The organism is Actinomadura sp. NPDC048394, assembly GCF_040651755.1.
Classification (GTDB): Bacteria; Actinomycetota; Actinomycetes; order Streptosporangiales; family Streptosporangiaceae; genus Spirillospora; species Spirillospora montaniterrae.
Map to the genome: position 1 here is coordinate 22,905 of NZ_JBEZJL010000073.1, position 19,176 is coordinate 42,080.

The window sequence follows — 19,176 nt, forward strand, 5'->3', positions numbered from 1 at the left end:
CAGATCATGGCGAAGTACCGGAAATGTTGCGATAAGTACAAGAAACCCGCTCAGCTCTTGTTGTCCAGGTCACGTCCATTGATCATGTGCGGCTATGGGGCAACGGGGGCTCGTCGTCAGGCGCATGGCCGCGGACCGCACGCTGGTGCTGGCCGCGTGCGCCACCGCGCTGTTCGCCACGACCGTCCTCGCGGCCCTCGTCGGCTACGCCGGCTCGGTGACCCGCGAGGGCCTGCAGCGCACGCTCGCCGACGCGACGTTCGCGACGGTCGGCACGACGCTCAGCACCAACGTCCCGGCCGGCGGGCTCGGCACCGCGCAGCGGCAGGTGGACGCCGCGCTCAAGCAGATCTACCGGGACGTCCCGTTATCGGTCTCCATGGGCGTCCGCAGCGACTCCTACACGCTGCCGGGGCAGGAGAAGAGCGAGCACCCGCAGCTCACCGCGTTCGCGACCTACACCGGCATCGACCGGCACGCCCGCCTCGCCCAGGGCCGCTGGCCCTCGCCGGGCGCGGGGACCGGCAAGGACGCCGAGATGGAGGCCGCCCTCCCGGCCGCCGCCGCCCGCTCGATGCACGCCGCCGTCGGCGACGTCCTCACCCTGCACGGCCGCGTCGACAAGAGGTCGGTCGTGCGCGCCCGCGTCGTCGGGCTCTTCGAGGTGCCCCGCCCGGACGACTACTTCTGGCAGGGCGACCAGCTGGTCACCACCGGCGCCGAGCACGGCGACTACACCACCTACGGGCCGCTCGTGGTGCCGCAGGACGTGTTCGCCGCCCGCCTCACCGGCACCGGCGTGGACGTCCGGTGGACGGTCATGCCCGACCTGCGGCACATCGGCACCGGCGACATCGACCCGCTCGGCGGCCGCGCCGCGCGCAGCGGCGCCATCGTCCAGAAGGCCTCCGGCGGCGCCCAGTACACCGTCGTGACGAGCCTGCCGACGCTCGCCGCCCAGCTCGCCGACGCGGTCCGGGTCACCCGCTCCACCATGCTGATCCCGGTGCTCCAGCTGATCCTGCTGGCCGGATGCGCCTGGATGCTCGTCGCCCGGCTGCTCGCCGACCACCGGCGCGGCGAGGTCGCGCTGCTGCGCACCCGCGGCCTCGGCATGCGCCAGCTCGCCCGGCTCGGCGTCGCCGAGGGCGCGCTGATCGTGCTGCCCGCCGCGGTGTGCGGGCCGCTGCTCGCCGGGCCGCTGCTGCACCTCGCCGGCTGGGCGCCCGCGATCCGCGCGTCCGGGCTGCGGCTGGACGCCGGGCCCCTCGCGCCGCTGTGGGGCGTCTCGGTCGCCACCGCGCTCGCCGGCGCCGTCGCGCTGACCGTCCCGACGCTGCGCGGCGCGAACCGCACCTTCGTCGAGGCGCAGGCCGGCATGGGCCGCGCCCGCCGCGGCGGGCTCGTCGGATCGGGCGCCGACCTCGCGCTGCTGCTCGTCGCCGCGCTCGCGATCTGGCAGCTCACCCGGTACGGCGTCGACGGGACCGGCGCGTCCGGCGGCGCGTCCGGCGTCGACCCGGTCATCGTGTCCGGGCCCGCGCTCGGGCTGCTCGCCGGCGCCGTCCTGCTGCTGCGCGTCGTGCCCGTCGCGTCCGGCGCCGCCGAACGCGTCGCCGCGCGCGGCCGCGGCCTCGCCCCCGCGCTCGGCGCCCGGCAGGTCGGCCGCCGCTCGCTGCGCTACGCCGGGCCCGTGCTGCTGCTGGTCATGGCGATCGCGGTCGGGGTGCTGTCGGTCACCACCATGGCGACCTGGCGCCGCTCGCAGACCGACCAGGCCGACTTCCAGAGCGGCAGCGACCTGCGCGTCAGCGCGCCCGTCGGGGTCTTCGCCCCGACCCCGCTCGGCGCCGGCGGCCGGGTCGCGGCGCTGCCCGGCGTCACCTCCGTGACCGGCGCGCTGCGCGTCGAGGGCACCATCGGCACCGCGTCCGCCACCCTCCTCGCGGCCGACACCGCGCGGCTCGGGACGATGCTGCGGATCCGCTCCGACCTGCGGCACGGCCTGGCGCTCGGCGCCCTCGCCGCGGCCCGTCCCGCCACGCCGGGGCTCGCCGTCCCCGGCAGGCCCGCGCGGCTGCTGTTCGACGTGCGGCTGAAGCGGACCGGCCCCGTCCCGCCGCTGCCCGACGGCACCGTCCCGCCGCCGGTCGACGCGTACAAGGCCGAGGCGACCGTCGCCGACGCCCACGGCGTGACGGCCCGCGTCCCGCTCCCCGGCATCCGGCCGGACGGCCGGACCCACACCATCGCGGTCGACACCGCCGCCCTCGCCGGGCCCGGCGGCGTGCTGAGCTACCCGCTGTCGGTGCGCGCCCTGCACTACTCCTACGACGACAACGGCTACAGCGGGCCCATCGACCTCACCCTGGAGCACGTCCGCGGCGAAGGGACCGGCGAAGCCGCGCCGCCCGCCGGAGCCCGGTGGGACGTGTTCGCCGAGCCGACGGACCCCGTCCACCCGTCCCGCCCGAAGCTGGCGAACGGGCCCGGGCTCGCCGAGATCGCGATCCCCGCCAGCCCGCCCGGCGAGGTCGTGTTCGGCAGCCTCCGGCTCGCCAGCGGGACCTCCGTCCACGCGGTGCTCGGCGCCGGCACGCCACCGCCGCACGGCGACCAGAACGTGCACCTCCAGCCGGCCGTGCCGGGCGTCATCACCGCCGCCGCCGCGTCCCGCGCGAAGGTCGGCGTCGGCGCCACCCTCACCCTGAGCACCGTCGACGGCGACCAGCCCGTCAAGGTCATCGGCGTCGTCGACGCGCTGCCCACCACCGCGCCCGATACCCCCGGCATCCTCGTCGACCTGCCCACCCTCGTGGAGAAGCGGCTCGCCTCCGGACGCGCCGGACCCGACAGCACCCGGCCCGGCGAATGGTGGGCGTCCGTCCGCGGCGACCGCACCGGACCCGCCGTCAAGGCCGCCGGCGCGCACCGCGAATGGGGCGAGGTCACCGGCGACCGCGCCGCGCTGCGGTCCCGGCTCCGCGACGCCCCGCTCGGCGCCGCGCTCCAGGGCGCGCTCGTCCTCGGGTTCGGGTCCGCGCTCGCCTTCGCCGTCATCGCGTTCGTGGTGAACGCCGCCGTCACCGCCGGGCAGCGGTCCCGCGAGTTCGCGGTGCTGCGCGCGCTCGGCGTCGGCCCCCGCCAGGTCGCCGGGATGCTCGCCGTCGAGCAGGCGTTCCTGGTCGTGCTCGGCCTCGCCGGCGGCACCGCGCTCGGCCTGCTCGTCGCGCGGCTCGTCGTCCCGCACCTGGTCGTCGGGGTGCAGGCCACCGAGCCGTACCCGCCGGCCGTCCTGATCGTCCAGTGGCCGCTGGTCGCGGCGATGCTCGCCGGGACGGCCGCCGTCCTCGGGCTCGTGCTGCCGCCGGTCATCCGGGTCCTGCGCCGCCGCAACGTCGGCGCCGGACTGCGCGCGGGGGAGGAATGATGCGCCGAGCCCTGCACACCGGCCCCTGGCTCAGGCTGGCCCGCACGCAGTGGGCGCCGCTCGCGGCGCTGGCCGTGCTGGCGCTGGTGAGCGCGCTGCTGGCGGTCGCCGTCCCGGCCGCCACCGCCGCCGGATACGACCGCGACGCCGCCACCACCGTCGGCACCGACGCCGACCTGCAGGTCGTCGGCAGGGCGAAGGGCACCGGCGCGTCCAGCGCCATCCCGAACGTGGGCGCGCTCACCGCCAACGCGTTCACCTGGCAGCAGCTGCTCCCGGGCTCGCTGCGGAACGTCACGGGGCCGCCCGAGGCGTCCGTCGCGCTGGACTCCCCGCAGTCGATCGCCGGCGAGTTCCCCGAACCGCGGGAACTGACCCTCGGCTGGGACCCGGACACCGACCGGCGCATCGACATCGTCGCCGGGCGCCCGCCGGTGAACGAGGTTCCGCTGAACCAGGGCCGCACCACGCCGGAGATCCAGGTGATGGTCGCCGAACGGTACGCCGACGCCATGGGCTACAAGGTCGGCGCCCGGCTCACCCTCTCCGACGAGGACATCCCCGAGCCGCTGCACGTCCGCATCACCGGGTTCTACGCGCCGACGAACCCCCGCGACGCCTACTGGGCGTCGCGCGTCTCCCTGCTGCGGTCCACCGAGCGGATCATCGACCGGGAGGGCACCAAGGCCGCCGTCGGCACCGCGCTGACGGACACGGGCGGCTACACCATGATCGCCGCCGACGCCCGCCGGGGCTTCACCTTCACCTGGCGGTTCCCGGTGCGCACCGGTGCGGTCGACACCGGCCGCGCGCGCACCATCGCCGCCGAGCTCGACTCCTACCGGGCGGCCGTGCAGGGCCACGCCGGGCTGTTCGCCTGCACGGTGGAGACCCCGCTGGAAGCACGGCTGGACGCCTTCCTCGGCCGGCTGCGCACCGCCCAGTCCGTCCTCGGGATGGCGCTGGCCGGGCTCCTCGCCGTCGCCGCCGGGGTGCTGCTGCTCGCCGCCGGCCTCCTCGGCGAACGGCTCCGGCCGCTCCTCGGCACGATGCGCGCCCGCGGCGCGTCGCTCCGCCAGCTCGCCTGGTACGCGGGCGGCCTCACCGCCCTCGGCGTGCTGCCCGCCGCGGCGGCCGGCTACGCCGCCGGTCTCCTCCTGGACGCCGGGCCGCCGCAAACGCGCTCGCTCTACGCGGTCGCCGCGCTGGTCGCGGTCGTCCTCGCGCTGTCCGGCGCGATGGTGCTGCGCGAGCGCGGCGCGGGCCTCGGCTCCGCCGGCGCGCGGCGCGACGACTTCACCGCCGCCCGCCCGTCCCTGCGCCGCCTCGTCCTGGACCTGCTGCTGGTCGTCGTCGCGGTCGCCGGCGTCGTGGTGCTGCGGCAGCGCGGCGGCGCGTCCGGCGGCGACCCGCTCGTCGCCGCCGTCCCCGTGCTGCTCGGCGCCGCGCTCGGCATGCTCGTCCTGCGCGCCTACCCGTACCTGCTGCGCGCCGCCGGCCCGCTGCTGCGCCGCGGCCGCGGCGCCCTCTGGTTCGTCGGCCTCGCGCGCGCCTCCCGGCAGAGCGTGATCGGCGCGCTGCCGCTGGTCATCCTGCTGCTCGCCGCCGCCGTCGCCGGGTTCAGCGCGACCGTGGACGCGGCGCTGCGGCACGGGCAGGTCCGCGCCTCCTTCAGCGTCGTCGGCGGCGACGTCCGCATCGGATCCACCGGCCTCGACCCGAGCGCCGTCGCCAAGGCGCGCGCCGTCCGGGGCGTCACCGCGGTGGTGCCGGCCCGGGTCGTCCAGCAGGTCACCGGGCCGGGCGAGCCGGCGCCGATCACCGTCGTCGGCATCGACCTCGACGCGTACCGCAAGGCGTTCCCCGGCGTCCCCGGCCTCCCGGACGCGCCGAACGGGCAGCTCGTCTCGCCCGGCGCCGCCGGGATCCTCGCTTCGGGGTCCAAGCCGGTGACCCTCAGCAGCCACTACATCGACCCGTTCCGGTTCAAGCCGGACGCGACGATCGACCGGTTCCCGTCCATGGACACCGGATCGGCGTTCGTCGTCGTCCCGTACACGACGTTCGGCTCCAGCAACTACCCGACGGAGCTGTTCGTCCGCGGCGACCACGTCGACGTCGCCGCGCTGCGCAAGGTCCTCGACGCCGCCGCCCCCAAGGGCGCGCCCCGCGACGTGCAGCTCCGCGCGGACGTCCTGCACGGCATGACCGCCGTCCCGATGGTCGACCTCGTGCACCGGACGTTCCGGAACGCGGCGCTGATCGGCGGCGCCTACGGGCTGCTCGCCGTCCTGCTGGTGCTGGTCGTCGGAGCCCGCGCCCGCGGACGGACCGTCGCGCACCTGCGCGTCCTCGGCCTCAACCGGAGGCAGAGCCGCGCCCTCGCGCTCGTCGAGATCGCCCCGGTGCTGCTGTGCGCGGTCGCCGCCGGCTGGGTCCTCGGGCTGCTGCTGCCGGAGATCACCGGGCCGGTCGTCGACCTGCGCCCCTACACGTCCGGGTTCACCGCGACCGGCCACACGCCCGGCGCCGCCGCGCTGCTCGGGCTGCTCGCCGCGCTGCTGCTCGCCGCCGCGGCGGCCCTCGCCGTCGACCGCGCCTTCGACCGCCCGAACCTGGGCGACGTCCTGAGAACGGGGGACTGAGATGAGCGAAGCGAACCAGGGGGCGCGCGGGCCGTCCCCCCGCACGGAGGGGGAGCCTTGGTAGACGCACCGGATCTGGCCGAACTCGAACGCCGCGCCGTCGAACGCGGCCCCGCCTACGGCGAGGGCGCGCACATCGTCTGCGACAACCTCGTCCGCATCTACAAGAGCGAGGGCATCGAGGTCGTCGCGCTCCAGGGCCTGGACCTGCTCGTCGACCCCGGCGAGCTGATCGCCATCGTCGGCGCGTCCGGGTCCGGCAAGTCCACGCTGCTGAACATCCTGTCCGGGCTGGACGTGCCGACCGCCGGCGTCGCCCGCGTCGCCGGCTCCGACCTGCTCACCATGTCGGCGAAGGAGCGGCTCGCGTTCCGCCGCGAGCAGGTCGGGTTCATCTGGCAGCAGACCGCCCGCAACCTGCTGCCGTACCTCACCGCCGCGCAGAACGTCGAGCTGCCGATGCGGTTCGCCGGCCGGTCCCGGCGCGAGCGCGCCACCCGCGCCGCCGACCTGCTCGGCATGCTCGGCGTCGGCGACTGCGCGGGCCGCCGCCCCGCCGAGCTGTCCGGCGGCCAGCAGCAGCGCATCGCGATCGCCGTCGCGGTCGCCAACGAGCCGCACGTCGTCCTCGCCGACGAGCCGACCGGCGAGCTCGACACCGGCACCGCCGCCGAGGTGTTCGCCGCGTTCCGCCGCGTCAACCAGGAGTTCGGCACCACCACGGTGATCGTCACGCACGACGCCGGCGTCTCCGAGCGCGTCGACCGCACCGTCGGCATCCGCGACGGCCGCACCAGCAGCGAGGTCCGCCGCCGCGACGCCTCGGACGGCACCCGCACCGCCGAGGAGTACGCCGTCCTCGACCGGGCCGGACGCGTCCAGCTCCCGCGCGGCTTCACCGAGGCCCTCGACATGCGCGAGCGGGTGCGACTGGCGCTGGAGGACGACCACGTCGGCGTCTGGCCCGACCGGCCCCGCGAGGAGGGCGCATGACCGAGCCGATGGTCGCCGTCGACGGCCTCGTCCGCACCTACCGCGCCGGGAAGGTCGAGGTGCCCGCGCTGCGCGGCGCGTCGTTCCGGGTCGAGCCCGGCGAGCTCGTCGCGATCCGGGGCCGGTCCGGGTCCGGCAAGACCACCCTGCTGAACCTGATCGGCGGCCTCGACACCGCCGACGGCGGCACCGTCCGCGTGGACGGCCGGGAGATCGGCGCCCTGTCCGAGGACGACCTGCTCGCGCTGCGCCGCGACCACATCGGGTTCGTGTTCCAGTCGCACGGCCTGATCCCGGTGCTGTCCGCCGCCGAGAACGTCGAGGTCCCGCTGCGGCTGACCCGGACCGCGCCGGCCGAGCGCGACGAGCGCGTCCGGGTGCTGCTCGCGCTCGTCGGCCTCGCCGACCACGCCGCGCAGCGCCCCTACGAGCTGTCGGGCGGGCAGCAGCAGCGCGTCGCGATCGCCCGCGCGCTCGCCAACCGGCCGCGGCTGCTGCTCGCCGACGAGCCGACCGGCCAGCTCGACTCCGAGACCGCCGCCGCGATCATGCCGCTGCTGCGCGCGATCGTCGCCGGCGAGGGCGTCACCGTGCTGGTCGCCACGCACGACCAGGCGCTGCTGTCGGAGGCCGACCGGGTCCTGAACCTGGAGGACGGCAAGATCACCGAAGCGCCGGTGCCCGCGGCGGGATGAGCCGCCCTCGGCCGGTTGCCGGGGACGGGCCAGGGGCATGATCCCCGGGGAGCGATGGACGGAGGCGCGGCGTGGCGACCGTGGTGCTGGTGGGAACGCTCGATACCAAGGGCGCGGAGTACGCGTGGCTGCGCGACCGGCTCCGCGAGCTGGGCTGCGAGGTCGTCCTCGTGGACGCCGGGGTCGGCGAGCCGGCGCCCGGCGTGGTGGCCGACGTGCCGGCGGAGCGCGTCGCGGAGGCCGGCGGCACGACGATCGCGGTGCTCCGCGACGCGGCGGACCGGGGCGCGGCCGTCACGGCGATGGGCGAGGGCGCGGCGGTCGTCCTCGCCGGGCTGGTCGTGCAGGGCCGGGTCGACGCGGTCCTCGCGGTCGGCGGCAGCGGCGGGTCGTCGATCGCGGCGCGCGCCGTCCGGGACCTGCCGATCGGGCTGCCGAAGCTGATCGTGTCGACGATGGCGGCCGGGGACGTGGCGCCGTACGTCGGCGCGAAGGACGTCACGATGACCTACAGCGTCGTCGACATCGCGGGCGTGAACCGGGTGTCGCGGCTCATCCTCGGGAACGCGGCGGCAGCGGCGGCGGGCATGGCGAAGGCCCGCGCGGACGCGCCGCCGGAGCCCGCGGACGAGCGGCCCCTCGTGGCGGCGTCCATGTTCGGCGTGACGACCCCGGCGGTGGACGCGGCGCGCGAGCGGCTCGGCGACCTCGGCTACGAGGTGCTGGTCTTCCACGCGACCGGCGCCGGAGGACGCGCGCTGGAGGGCCTCGTCGACAGCGGCCTCATCGCGGGCGTCCTCGACCTGACGACGACGGAACTGGCGGACGATCTGGTCGGCGGCGTCCTGTCGGCGGGCCCGGACCGGCTCACCGCCGCAGGACGGCACGGCATCCCGCAGGTCGTCGCGCCGGGCGCGCTCGACATGGTGAACTTCGGCCCGCGCGACACCGTCCCGGAACGGTTCGCCGCCCGGAACCTGTACGTCCACAACCCGACTGTGACGCTGATGCGGACGACCCGCGACGAGATGGAGGAACTCGGACGCCGCGTCGCGGCCAAGCTCGCCGCCGCCACCGGACCGACCGTGCTGTTCGTCCCGCTCGGCGGCGTGTCGGCGCTCGACGCGCCGGACATGCCGTTCCACGACCCGGACGCCGACGCCGCCTGCTTCGCCGCGATGGACGGCGCCGTCCCGACCGAGACCCTGGACGTGAACATCAACGACCCGTCGTTCGGCCGCGCGATGGCCGACCGCCTGCACGAACTCATCACGGAAGGAGCGCGGTGAACCGCCGGACCGTCCTCGAACGCCTGCGCGCGTCGGTCGCGCAGGGCAAGCCGGTGATCGGCGCCGGCGCGGGCACCGGCCTGTCCGCGAAATGCGCGGAGGCCGGCGGCGTCGACCTGATCATCATCTACAACTCGGGCCGCTACCGGATGGCGGGCCGCGGCTCCCTCGCCGGGCTGCTGCCCTACGGGGACGCGAACCAGATCGTCGTCGAGATGGCGTCCGAGGTGCTGCCGGTCGTCCGGGACACCCCGGTCCTCGCGGGCGTGTGCGGCACCGACCCGTTCCGCGTGATGCCCGTCTTCCTCGACCAGCTGAAGGCGATGGGGTTCGCCGGGGTGCAGAACTTCCCGACCGTCGGCCTCTACGACGGCGTGTTCCGGCAGAACCTCGAAGAGACCGGCATGGGCTACGACCTCGAAGTGGAGATGGTCCGGCTCGCCCATGAACGCGACCTCGTCACCGCCCCCTACGTCTTCGACGAGGACTCGGCGCGGGCCATGGCGGAGGCCGGCGCGGACGTCCTCGTCCCGCACGTCGGGCTCACCACCAAGGGCAGCATCGGCGCCGGCACCGCCCTGACGCTGGACGAGGCGGTCGCGAAGGTGCAGGCCATGCGGGACGCGGCCGCCGCGGTCCGCGACAACGTGCTCGTCCTGTGCCACGGCGGCCCCATCGCCGAACCGGACGACGCCGCCTACGTCCTGTCCCGCACGACCGGCGTCGTCGGCTTCTTCGGGGCCTCCTCGGTCGAACGGCTGCCGACCGAGCGGGCCATCACCGAGCAGGTGGCCGCCTTCAAGAACCTGGAGATCTGATGCACGTGACTCCCGGCGACGTGCCCACGATGACCTTCGACTGGGGGTCGATCAAGTGGTTCGTCACCCCGTCGGCCGTCGACGGCGCGGGCAGCACCCTCGGCGAGGTCATCGTCAACCCGGGCAAGGGGCACGCGCGGCACAACCACCCGAACGCGGAGGAGGTCATCTACGTCGTCTCCGGCGAGGCGGAGCAGATGGTGGACGACGGCGCGCCGTTCACGATCCGCGAGGGCGACGCCGTCCACATCCCGAAGGGCGCGTGGCACTCCACCTACAACGCGACGTGGCGCCCGCTGCGGCTGATCGTCACGTACACGCCGGGCGGCGAGGAGAAGGCCCTCGAAGGCGCGCCCGACTTCTGCCTCCACGCGGCCGGGACCGCCCCGGAGTGGCGCCAGGCCTGACCCGCCGCCCCGAGACGCCCCGAGACGCCCCGGGACGCCCCGAGACGCTCCGAACACCCCGAGAGGCCCCGAGACGCCCGGGGGAGCGCTACCCGTCGGCGAAGGAGCAGTCCGCCGGGTCGTCCGGCGGCTGGACCGGGCCGGTGGGGATCTCCAGCGGCGCGGCCTTGACCGTGTAGCCCTTGAGCCAGCGGCCGTCCGGCCCGGCAGCGGCCGGGCTGAACGGCGCGGGTCCGCCGCCCATCTGCTGGCACTGCGCGTCCACCAGGCCCCACGAGAAGCCCATCCGGTCGAACCGGTGGCCGCGCGGCGACTGGTAGAAGGTCAGGTTGGCCCGCTTCTGGTTCGGCGGGATGCCGTGCTCGTCGTCCTGCCGGATGCCGGACACGACCGCGACCGGCCCGGACGCCATCACGTAGTCGACCTTGATCGTCCCCCAGTGGTGGGTGGACGGCCCGCCCGGCTCGTCCGGTGCGAAGTGGTCGAACCGGACCGTCCCGCGGGCGGCGCCCATGACCATCTTGCCGTTGACGAACCTCCACGGTCCGCCATGCGCGTCCACGACGAACCGCCGGTACGGGTACTGCGGGTCGCCGGGGTACTTCAGCCAGGCGTCGCCGGTGACGTGCGACTCCCGCGGGGCCGGGCCGCCGCTCTCTTGCGCCATGGCCGTCCCGCCGCCGACCGCGCCGGCCGCCGCCAGGACGGCCGCCGCGACCGCGATCCTCCGGTGCGACATGTGGGTCTCCCTTCGCCGCGGGCGCCCGTCGCCCGCGTCCCCAACGTCGCAGCCGCCGCGGTGCCCGAGCCTCCCCCGCACGGCCGAAGCCGCTGCCCCTCACGGGTCGACCGGCATCCCCCACGCGGGGGTCACCGGACCTTGCCGCGGACGTAGACCCACGCGCCGTCGTGCCGGACGAAGCGGCTGACCTCGTGCAGCACCCCGTCCCGCCCGCCCGACGTGTAGTGCGCGCGGAACTCCACGATCCCCTTGCCGTCGCCGGGGCCGCCGTCCTCGGTGCGGACGATCTCCAGCCGCGTCCACCGCGTCCCCGGATCGGCCTCGACGCGCTCGGGCCGCGTCGCCGGATGCCAGCTCTCCAGCAGGTACGCCTCGTCCTGGACGGCGAACGCGCTGAACCGCGACCGCATCAGCTCCTCGGCCGTCCGCGCGGCGGCCTCGCCCCGGTGCAGCCGCCCGCAGCATTCCCCGTACGCGGTCCCGGTCCCGCAGGGGCACTTCTTCGCCATGCGGCGATTCTCCCGCAGCGGCGCGGAGGCCCCCGCCTGACGTCGGGCTATTCCGCTTCCTGCCGGGTAAAGGGACGAACATGCACAAAGAGCATGAAGACGACCTCGTCGAGTCGCAGGGGGTGAACGCGGGCGGCCCCGTGGACGCCCCGCCGTCCGGCGCGAAGCCGGACGGCCCCGCCCCCGAGCCGCCGGACCTGCCGCTCACCGCCGGGACGCTCGACGACGAGATGGTCGGGCTGCCCTACCAGAAGCCCGGCTACCCGGGCCAGCAGCGCTCGGTCGACACGAGTTGAGCCGCGCGCGGCCCGCCCGGGCGGGTCCAGGGCGGGCGGGTGCCGGGCGCGCGGCCACCGGTCGCATCGGGCGGGCACCGGGTGCATCGGGCGGGCGGGTGCCGGGCGCGCACCGGCCGGCGCGGGGCGGCCGATGGCCGAGAGCCCGCGCCGGCCGGTGTCGCCCACCCCGGGTCAGCCGCCGATGGACGAGTCCTGCGCGGTCTTCACGATCGCCGCCGCGTCCTCCGGCAGCAGGTACCCGCCGTCGACGGACTGCTGCGCCGCCGCCTGCACCTTGGCCACGTACCCGGCGTGCGTCGGGTACAGCCGGCTCAGCACCGGCTCGGCGACCGGCGGGAACGACGGGTTGGACGGATCGCCCGCGTCGTGCTTGTCCCACCCGTCCGTGTCGCCGTTCCACGGGTCGCGGGCGCCGTAGAGGCCGCAGAAGACCCCGTCGCTGAGGCCCAGGTGCCGCAGCCCGGTGAGCGTGCGGGTCGGCACCGTGATGTCCGGCAGCCGGACGCCGCCCGTCGCGAGCCCGGTGCGCGGGTCGCGCAGCGCCGTGTTCAGCGGCGCGCCGCTCGGCGGCCGCGCCCCGCCGCGCGCCCACGACGCCAGGTGGCGCAGCGCCGCGTTCATCGAGTAGTGGCCCGGACCGTCGTTGAACGGTGCCGTCCCCGCGGTGCAGTCCGCCTGCGGCGCCGCCGACCCGGCCGACTTCTTCAGCGTCGGGTCACCCAGGTCGTAGGCCCACTGGTCGCCGTGCGACGTGCCCGCCAGCTCCCAGTGCACGACGCTGCCGGTGTCCGGCTGCCGCGCCGCCGACGCCAGCGGGACGTCCGTCTCGGTCAGCACCACGAACGTCGGCACCGGCAGGTCCGTGCGGATCCGCGACGGGTTCGGCATCGTCAGCGTGTCCGCCAGCTCGCCGCTGATCGGCGCGCCGACCGCGCTGTTGCTGTGGATCATGAGGCCGTCGTAGACCTTCGCCACCGGCTGCACCGCGTCCGCGTACGTCGTCATGAACCCGGCCGACTGCGACTCGCCGTCCGCCAGCAGCGTCCGCACCTTCAGCCCGCCGAGCGGGTCCGGGCCGTCCGGCGCCCTTAGCGCCCGCCCGGCCTGCGAGAAGATGTCGTAGGAGTACGCGTCGCCCGGGTGGACGAGCGTCCCGTACCGTTCGGGATCCCAGCCCTTCAGGCCGTGGATCTCGCCGAGGCCGCCGTTGACGCCGACCGCCTGCGCCGAGACGCCCACCCACGCGTAGCCCTCGCGCAGCAGTTCGTCCCGCTCGAACCAGTAGTCCGGCGACAGGTCGAGCTGCCCGCTGACGTTCAGCCATTCGACGACGACCGTCCCGTTGAACTTCGCCGGGTCCGTGGGCCGCCGGACGAGCAGCCGGGTCTTGTACGCCGCGCTGCCGGACTCGCGCACGCTCCACCGTCCGTCCGGGCCCCACAGCCCCGCCTTCGCGTACGAGTGGGCGGTGCCGGAGATGAAGTACTCGTTCTCGGTGTAGCCGTACGAGCCGAGGTCCTCGGCGGCGGCGAGGAACGGGAAGCCGTGGCTCCCCGCGGGCGGGACGCTGACGGCCGGGTCGTCCACGTCCGCGCGGGCGGACGGCGACGCGCCGATGAACGCGCCGAAGAGCACCGCCCCCAAGGCCGCGGCGGTGGCCCGCCGTCTCGGGGAGCGCAGGGGAATTCGCACGGTTGCCTCCTGGAAGCACTGGTCGGGGGGAAGCACAGTGTCGGCCGCCGCCCTGCTCCCGGCATCGGGGAAATCGCCAGTCCGCCGCGCGGGCCGGTGATTCTGCCGATGCCGGAGCGCCCGCCGGGCCCCTACGTTCCTGCGCTGACCGGCCCCGAACGGATCGGGGCCCGGCGCAGAAAGAGGCCCGCATGTCCCTCTCCCCGTCCCTCCGGCGGCTCACCGCCGTCGCGTTCGCCGGTGCCGTGAGCGCCGCCGGGCTGGCCACCCTGTCCGCCGCCCCCGCGTCCGCCGCGAGCTGCTCCGACGTCGACGTCGTCTTCGCCCGCGGCAGCGGCGAGCTGCCCGGCCTCGGCATCGTCGGCACGCCGCTCGTCAGCGCCATCAAGGGCGACCTGCCGGGCAAGTCGGTGAGCTCCTACGCGGTGAACTACGCCGCCGACCTCGCGCAGACCAGCGCCGGCCCCGGCGCCACTGACATGAGCAACCATGTCAAGTCCGTCGCCGCCTCCTGTCCGAACACCTCGTTCGTCCTCGGCGGCTACTCGCAGGGCGCGAGCGTCACCGACATCGCGATCGGCATCCCGACCCTGCTCGGCACCGGCGGCACCATCCCGACGAACCTCGCTTCCCGCGTGAAGGCCGTCGTCGTCTACGGCAACCCGCTGCGCCTGTACGGCCAGACCATCAACACCGCCAGCTCCCTCTACGGCCCGAAGGCCAAGGAGTTCTGCAACACCGGCGACCCCGTCTGCGCGAACGGCGTCGACATCTCCGCCCACCTCACCTACGCCACGAACGGCACCGTCCCCCAGGGCGCCCAGTTCGCCGCGGCCAAGATCAACGGCTGACCCCCGCCAGGTGAGCCCCCCGCCACGGCCGGGCGGGGGCTCACCCCTATCCGGTTACGGGCTCCACGAGGACCACAGGGATCTCCCTGGCGGTCTGCTCCTGGTAGGCCCCGTACTCCGGCATGGCCGACACCAGCAGCTTCCACAGCCCGGACGCTCTTCCGTGGTGGCCGGACGTGCCCGGGCGGCGAAGGACCGTCCAGCGGCCTGGACGGTGACGTCGGGGTCGGCGAGCAGGTTCAGGTACCAGGCGGGATGGTGGTCCGACCCCCGATTGGACGCCGCCAGGACGTACCGGTCGCGGTCACGCTCGTAGACCAGCGCGGTGCGTCGCAGTTCGCCGGACCTCCGGCCCCGGGTGGTCAGCAGCAGGTCGTTCACGCCCGGACGAGGCCGACCGCCGGTCTCCTCGAACCGGCGGATGTCCTCGGTGATCCAGGGATCGGGGCTGTCGTGCACCCGCGGCATCACGTCTCCCGGACGCTGACGGCCGCACGGTGGTGCCGGGGCGCATCGACCTCGTCGAGCAAGGCGATCGCGAAGTCCGCATACGAGATCCGGCTGGCCGGGTCCCCGTGGTCGGCGACCGCATACGCGCCGGTGCGCTCGCCGGCGTGGTCGAAGTCCCCGGCGGGAGCCACGTAGGCCCAGTCCAGATCGCAGGCCCTTAGCTCCTCCAGGCCTGCCGCGTGACCGAGGTAGAAGGAGCGGTACTCGTTGGGATATCCGGGCTCGTCCATCAAAGGTGCCCCGGACGCCCCGGGCAGGATCGATGCGAGGCCGACCACCACCAGCCGTCGCACCCCCGCCTTCGCCAAGCCGGTGGCCAGGGCGCGGGACGAGGCGGTGAAGAAGTCGTGCGGCGGCGCCGACAGGTCCGCGGCGGCGCTGATCGCGGCGTCGTGCCCGGCGGCCGCCTGCGCGATGCCGTCCGCGTCGGTGACGTCTCCCGCCACCACCCGCGCGCCGGCGAGGTCGCCGTGGCGTGACGGGTCGCGCACCACGGCGGTGACCCGGTGGCCGCGCCGGTGCGCCTCCGCGACGGCCTGCCGGCCCGCGCGCCCGCCCGCGCCGAAGACCACGATGTTCATGACGAACCGCCTCTCACCAGGGCCGGAGCCCTGCGTGCCCGGCCGGTCCGCCGACGTTAACGAGGGCCGCGGTTCCCTCCGGGATACCGGCTATCGTGGCGCCATGAGGGAACCGCTGCCCGCCGACATGTTCGAGGAGCTGTGCCCGTCCTCGCTCAGCCCGATCCGGTTCGGCGACAAGTGGGCGGGGCTCGTCATCCGCTGCCTCGAAGGCGGGCCGCGCCGCTTCTCCGAACTGCGCGTGCCGCTGAGCCGCGTCACGCCCAAGGTCCTCACCCGGTCGCTGCGCTCCCTCGAACGCGACGGCCTGGTCAAGCGCACCGTCTACGCCGAGGCCACGCCGCACGTGGAGTACGAGCTGACCCCGCTGGGCCGCAGCATGCTCGAACCGATGGCGGCCGCCTGCGCCTGGGCCGAGCACCACTGGGACGAACTGCTCGACGCCCGCGAGTCCTACGACACCGCCACCCACCTGGACCAGGCCGGATAACACCCCGCCCAGGCCCGGATAACGCCCCGACCAGGCCGAACACCGCGCGCGCACCCCGGGAGAACCCTCGCACTGGCGCCCCCGGGGGGACCCCACACACAGGGGAAACTGTAGCGACGTCCGCCGATGGCATCCTTACCGTCACGGGATCCTTCGCCGTGAGCCGCACCGACATGACCACCGACGATAAGGGCAGCGCTGCAGGCTCGGTCGTCGGGTGATGGTGACGACGTGCGGACGCCGGTTGCGGTGCTCGCCAGGCGCCTGCCCGCGCCACCGCCGACCGCCTCCACTTCGGCGAACTTGGTTGTCTGCCTGCCTGTCCCTCAACAGTCGCTGCGGCTCGTCATTGAGGGGCGTCCTGGCGTTGGTCGCGCCCTCGGCGTGATCGGCACAACCCCCGAGGACCACTCGCCGGTTGGGTCTTCGGGGGCTTCTGCCCTCCCCGGTCAGGTCGGCCTCTCGTGCTCCAGGCCCGGGGGACGAGTACCGGGGCGGGAGAGACCATTGTGACCGTGACCAGCTCTCACTATGAGCCGGGCAAGAGCCGCCAAACGCCAGGGCAAGACCGGATCGCCGTGGTGTTGAGCCGCTGCTCGATGTCGATGTGGGCCCCGATCCATTTGATCAGACCGCCGTTCTGGTAGATCGGCGCGGTGCGGACCTCGAAGTGCCGATACTCGCCTTCGGCCGTCGGCAACCGGTACATGTACCAGCAGGGCCGACCTTCCCGGCGCACTGCGTCCTGGGCCCATTTCGTCGCCTCGCGATCATCGGGATGCAGCGCCCGCAGCCGGCCGTTGCCCGCGGAACCCGACAACGGCGACAAGCACGCGTTCCACCCCGCTCGTCTCATTGAGGGGCAACGCTTCGCCGGGTGGCGAGATGTTCGCCGAGGCGGACGTAGGAGCCTCGTATGTTGGGGTGGTGCTGGTGCTGGTGCTGGTGCTGGTGCTGGTGCTGGTGCTTCTTGGACCGGGAGGAGGTGAGGTTCATGAGCGGGACACTGCCCGAAGTGTGGATCTCGGCCGCTGACGGTGATCTGATCCGTGCCGATGCGATCGTGATCCTGCGCATGGACAGGACCGGCCGATTGACCGTGCAGTTACGTGATGAGGCGAAGGTCAGCGTGAGCTTGCTGGAAGGCGCGCCGGGCGGCGGTCATCCGCCCGCCGACTTTCACCGCCGGCTGATCCGGATGATCGCCGAGGCGGCGGATTCCGGCAGCGCGCAGTTGATCAGCGCGCGGCATGTGGACGGTGGGTGGCGCTGGGTCAGTGAGCCCCTGTAGGCGCGTCCGGTCCCGTGCGCGGGGCTCGGGCGGTCAGCCGGGAACGCGGAGGGCGAGGATGGCGACGTCGTCCTCGCCGTTGGGCTCCATGCGTTCGAGGAGCTGGTCGCACAGGTCGGGGAGGGGGAGCCGGGCGAGGTGGGAGCTGTGGCGGCGTAGCCCGGTGAGGCTGTCGGTGAGGTCGGTCCCGCGGGTCTCGATGAGGCCGTCGGTGTAGAGCAGGAGTGTGGACAGTGGCGGCAGTTCTCGGGTGCCGTCGGGGCGGTCGCCGGTGAGGTCGGGGTTGCCGAGCAGCATTCCGTGCTCGTCGAGGAAGGCGGTGCCGCCGTCCTGGGTGATCAGCAGCGGTGGCGGGTGGCCGGCGTTGCACCAGTGCAGACGCCAGTGGCCGCCGGGGGTCTTCTGGACGCGGGCGAACACGGCGGTGGCGAGTTCGGCGTCGCTGACGGCGTCCATCACCGCGTCCAGGCGTTCCAGGACCGCGTTCGGTGACGCGTCCGGGGCCCAGGCCAGGGCCCGCAGCATGTTGCGGACCTGCGCCATGCGGGCCGCGGCGTGCAGGTCGTGGCCGACGATGTCGCCGATGGCCAGCCCGGTGGCGCCGCCGGCCAGGGGGAAGGCGTCGTACCAGTCGCCGCCGACCCATCCGACGTGTGTGGCGGGGACGTACCGGGCCTGGAGTTGCAGGTCGTCGGGTTGGGGGAGGGGGGTGAGGAGGCTGCGCTGCATGGCCTCGGCCGTGTCGCGCTGCGCGGCGAACAGCCGGGCGTTGGCCAGGACGAGGCCGGTGCGGCGCGCGACGTCCTCCACGACGAGCCGGTCGTCGGGGCCGTAGCCGTGTCCGGGACGGGAGTAGCCGAGCGTCAGCGCGCCATAGGTCTCACCGCGGGCCGCCAGCGGAGTGATGATCGCCGTGTGCGCGTCCATGGTCTGGAAGAGTTCGTGCTGGGCGGCGGTCAGCGGCTCATCGGGATACGCGCGGGCGGCGTCGGCGCTGACGACCAAGGTCGTCCCGCCTCGGAGCACGCGCGCGAGCGGGCCGCGCGGGGTCCAGGGGAGCGGTGGGAGCGGGCCCTCCAAGCGGGCGACGTCGGCGGGGGACAGTTCACGATGGGTCGCGGCCGCCCGTTCGATGCGTCCGTCGGGGACGAGCAGGTCGACCTCCGCCCAGTCGCCGAGCGCGGGCACCACCAGCCGGACCAGCCGCTGCAGCACCTCGTCCTCGTCCAGGGTGGACGACAGGACCGTGGTGATCTCGGCGACCAGTTCCAGCCGGGAGTTCGCGCGCCGGACCTGCGCCATCCGGTCGTGGCGTTCCCGCTCGATCCGGTGCCGTCCGGCCGCGTCCTGCAGCACGATGACCGCTCCGGCCACCGTTCCGGTTCCGGCCTCCGGCGAGGCCGCGGCCGGATCATCGGCGTAGATCGGCGCGGACGACCAGGACAGCATCACCGGCCGCCCGTCGCGATGGGTGAACGGGTCGCCGTCGGCGTGCTCGGGGACACCGGTCCGCAGCGCCCGCAGTATGCGGCGGTCCTGCCCCGGAGGGAGATCGCCTTCGGCGGCGCGATGCAGGAACCTGCTCAGCGGGCTTCCCAGCGCCTCCTCCCGGGTGTACCCCAGCAGTTGTCGGGCCCGGGGGTTCCAGGCGGTGATGCGGCCGGCAGCGTTGACGGCCACGACCCCCGAGTTCATCGCCTCGACCAGGCCCGCCTGGTCCGCGCCGGCCCGGCCGTCCGGCTGCCCGCTCATCTGCTCCCCCTGGTCGGATATCAGGAACCTGCCCCCGCGGCGATTCCGAACACCTCTGTCCGGGAGGAGGGAACGCTCCGCCGCCGGATCGCTCCCCGACGGCGTCGCCCCGGCACCGGTGCTCTCCCCTCCAGCGGGCTCAGGAGACGATCAGGGAGACGACGGCGATGACCGCGCAGAGG

Annotated in this window: 17 protein-coding genes and 1 pseudogene; 11 read left to right on the plus strand and 7 right to left on the minus strand. The window is 74.6% G+C overall.

The window, feature by feature from the left end; all coding sequences use genetic code 11:
* The first annotated feature begins 94 nt into the window (after positions 1-94).
* The 7 genes from AB0C78_RS38785 to AB0C78_RS38815 all read left to right on the plus strand — a co-directional run bounded on the left by AB0C78_RS38785 (position 95) and on the right by AB0C78_RS38815 (position 10,277).
* Entirely contained in the window at positions 95-3,430 is a 3,336-nt protein-coding gene (locus tag AB0C78_RS38785) for an ABC transporter permease (RefSeq protein WP_360758206.1), read from the plus strand.
* The gene (locus AB0C78_RS38790; protein ID WP_360758209.1) at positions 3,430-6,075 is read left to right on the plus strand and encodes an FtsX-like permease family protein; all 2,646 of its coding nucleotides are present in this window, start codon (positions 3,430-3,432) and stop codon (positions 6,073-6,075) included. The genes AB0C78_RS38785 and AB0C78_RS38790 overlap by 1 nt, the downstream gene beginning before the upstream one ends.
* Positions 6,076-6,132: 57 nt before the next feature.
* A complete protein-coding gene (locus AB0C78_RS38795) occupies positions 6,133-7,068 on the plus strand; it encodes an ABC transporter ATP-binding protein (protein WP_360758211.1) in 936 nt (311 codons plus the stop codon).
* Complete coding sequence (locus AB0C78_RS38800) at positions 7,065-7,763, plus strand: ABC transporter ATP-binding protein (protein WP_360758213.1); 699 nt, start codon at positions 7,065-7,067, stop codon at positions 7,761-7,763. Before AB0C78_RS38795 ends, AB0C78_RS38800 begins: the two co-directional genes overlap by 4 nt.
* Positions 7,764-7,834: 71 nt before the next feature.
* Positions 7,835-9,052, plus strand: a complete 1,218-nt coding sequence (locus tag AB0C78_RS38805; RefSeq protein WP_360758215.1) for a Tm-1-like ATP-binding domain-containing protein — start codon at positions 7,835-7,837, stop codon at positions 9,050-9,052.
* Positions 9,049-9,870 (plus strand): phosphoenolpyruvate hydrolase family protein, encoded by an 822-nt coding sequence (locus tag AB0C78_RS38810; RefSeq protein WP_360758217.1) that lies wholly within the window; start codon positions 9,049-9,051, stop codon positions 9,868-9,870. Before AB0C78_RS38805 ends, AB0C78_RS38810 begins: the two co-directional genes overlap by 4 nt.
* Positions 9,870-10,277, plus strand: a complete 408-nt coding sequence (locus AB0C78_RS38815; protein WP_360758219.1) for a cupin domain-containing protein — start codon at positions 9,870-9,872, stop codon at positions 10,275-10,277. Before AB0C78_RS38810 ends, AB0C78_RS38815 begins: the two co-directional genes overlap by 1 nt.
* A gap of 88 nt (positions 10,278-10,365) precedes the next feature.
* Here the strand turns inward: AB0C78_RS38815 and AB0C78_RS38820 are convergent, their stop codons facing one another.
* Both AB0C78_RS38820 and AB0C78_RS38825 read right to left on the minus strand, forming a co-directional pair.
* Positions 10,366-11,016 carry a hypothetical protein gene (locus AB0C78_RS38820; RefSeq protein WP_360758221.1) on the minus strand — a complete coding sequence of 217 codons (651 nt, stop codon included), beginning with the start codon at positions 11,014-11,016 and terminating at the stop codon, positions 10,366-10,368.
* Positions 11,017-11,147: 131 nt separating this feature from the next.
* On the minus strand, positions 11,148-11,528 hold the full coding sequence (locus tag AB0C78_RS38825; RefSeq protein WP_360758223.1) for a YchJ family protein: 381 nt from the start codon (positions 11,526-11,528) through the stop codon (positions 11,148-11,150).
* A gap of 80 nt (positions 11,529-11,608) precedes the next feature.
* Here AB0C78_RS38825 and AB0C78_RS38830 point away from each other — a divergent pair, with 80 nt between their 5' ends.
* The gene (locus AB0C78_RS38830; protein WP_151540583.1) at positions 11,609-11,824 is read left to right on the plus strand and encodes a hypothetical protein; all 216 of its coding nucleotides are present in this window, start codon (positions 11,609-11,611) and stop codon (positions 11,822-11,824) included.
* Positions 11,825-11,998: 174 nt separating this feature from the next.
* Here AB0C78_RS38830 and AB0C78_RS38835 read toward each other — a convergent pair whose 3' ends face one another.
* Positions 11,999-13,519, minus strand: coding sequence for an alpha/beta hydrolase domain-containing protein (locus tag AB0C78_RS38835; protein ID WP_360758226.1), 1,521 nt, complete (start codon positions 13,517-13,519; stop codon positions 11,999-12,001).
* Between the two features lie 191 nt (positions 13,520-13,710).
* Between AB0C78_RS38835 and AB0C78_RS38840 the strand changes: the two genes are divergently transcribed.
* A complete protein-coding gene (locus tag AB0C78_RS38840) occupies positions 13,711-14,370 on the plus strand; it encodes a cutinase family protein (protein WP_360758228.1) in 660 nt (219 codons plus the stop codon).
* A 46-nt stretch (positions 14,371-14,416) separates the two neighbouring features.
* Here the strand turns inward: AB0C78_RS38840 and AB0C78_RS38845 are convergent.
* A pseudogene (locus AB0C78_RS38845) lies at positions 14,417-14,838 on the minus strand (nitroreductase family deazaflavin-dependent oxidoreductase).
* Entirely contained in the window at positions 14,838-15,461 is a 624-nt protein-coding gene (locus tag AB0C78_RS38850; RefSeq protein ID WP_360758230.1) for an NAD(P)H-binding protein, read from the minus strand. Before AB0C78_RS38850 ends, AB0C78_RS38845 begins: the two are co-directional and overlap by 1 nt.
* 103 nt (positions 15,462-15,564) lie before the next feature.
* Between AB0C78_RS38850 and AB0C78_RS38855 the strand changes: the two genes are divergently transcribed.
* Positions 15,565-15,951, plus strand: a complete 387-nt coding sequence (locus AB0C78_RS38855; RefSeq protein WP_360758232.1) for a helix-turn-helix domain-containing protein — start codon at positions 15,565-15,567, stop codon at positions 15,949-15,951.
* Between the two features lie 529 nt (positions 15,952-16,480).
* Here AB0C78_RS38855 and AB0C78_RS38860 read toward each other — a convergent pair.
* Positions 16,481-16,780 carry a PAS domain-containing protein gene (locus AB0C78_RS38860; protein ID WP_360758234.1) on the minus strand — a complete coding sequence of 100 codons (300 nt, stop codon included), beginning with the start codon at positions 16,778-16,780 and terminating at the stop codon, positions 16,481-16,483.
* A gap of 165 nt (positions 16,781-16,945) precedes the next feature.
* On the opposite strand from AB0C78_RS38860, the gene AB0C78_RS38865 reads away from it, so the two are divergent.
* Positions 16,946-17,242, plus strand: coding sequence for a hypothetical protein (locus tag AB0C78_RS38865; RefSeq protein ID WP_360758236.1), 297 nt, complete (start codon positions 16,946-16,948; stop codon positions 17,240-17,242).
* 33 nt (positions 17,243-17,275) lie between these two features.
* Here the strand turns inward: AB0C78_RS38865 and AB0C78_RS38870 are convergent, their stop codons facing one another.
* On the minus strand, positions 17,276-18,994 hold the full coding sequence (locus AB0C78_RS38870; protein WP_360758238.1) for a SpoIIE family protein phosphatase: 1,719 nt from the start codon (positions 18,992-18,994) through the stop codon (positions 17,276-17,278).
* Positions 18,995-19,176: the final 182 nt, after the last annotated feature.

What these genes read in the sequence shown, in the direction of transcription:
- AB0C78_RS38785 (WP_360758206.1), top strand. Translation starts at nt 95, where the DNA reads ATGGGGCAACGGGGGCTCGTCGTCAGGCGCATGGCCGCGGACCGCACG.
- AB0C78_RS38790 (WP_360758209.1), top strand. Translation starts at nt 3,430, where the DNA reads ATGCGCCGAGCCCTGCACACCGGCCCCTGGCTCAGGCTGGCCCGCACG.
- AB0C78_RS38800 (WP_360758213.1), top strand. Translation starts at nt 7,065, where the DNA reads ATGACCGAGCCGATGGTCGCCGTCGACGGCCTCGTCCGCACCTACCGC.
- AB0C78_RS38815 (WP_360758219.1), top strand. Translation starts at nt 9,870, where the DNA reads ATGCACGTGACTCCCGGCGACGTGCCCACGATGACCTTCGACTGGGGG.
- AB0C78_RS38820 (WP_360758221.1), bottom strand. Translation starts at nt 11,016, where the DNA reads ATGTCGCACCGGAGGATCGCGGTCGCGGCGGCCGTCCTGGCGGCGGCC.
- AB0C78_RS38825 (WP_360758223.1), bottom strand. Translation starts at nt 11,528, where the DNA reads ATGGCGAAGAAGTGCCCCTGCGGGACCGGGACCGCGTACGGGGAATGC.
- AB0C78_RS38830 (WP_151540583.1), top strand. Translation starts at nt 11,609, where the DNA reads ATGCACAAAGAGCATGAAGACGACCTCGTCGAGTCGCAGGGGGTGAAC.
- AB0C78_RS38840 (WP_360758228.1), top strand. Translation starts at nt 13,711, where the DNA reads ATGTCCCTCTCCCCGTCCCTCCGGCGGCTCACCGCCGTCGCGTTCGCC.
- AB0C78_RS38850 (WP_360758230.1), bottom strand. Translation starts at nt 15,461, where the DNA reads ATGAACATCGTGGTCTTCGGCGCGGGCGGGCGCGCGGGCCGGCAGGCC.
- AB0C78_RS38855 (WP_360758232.1), top strand. Translation starts at nt 15,565, where the DNA reads ATGAGGGAACCGCTGCCCGCCGACATGTTCGAGGAGCTGTGCCCGTCC.
- AB0C78_RS38865 (WP_360758236.1), top strand. Translation starts at nt 16,946, where the DNA reads ATGAGCGGGACACTGCCCGAAGTGTGGATCTCGGCCGCTGACGGTGAT.
- AB0C78_RS38870 (WP_360758238.1), bottom strand. Translation starts at nt 18,994, where the DNA reads ATGAGCGGGCAGCCGGACGGCCGGGCCGGCGCGGACCAGGCGGGCCTG.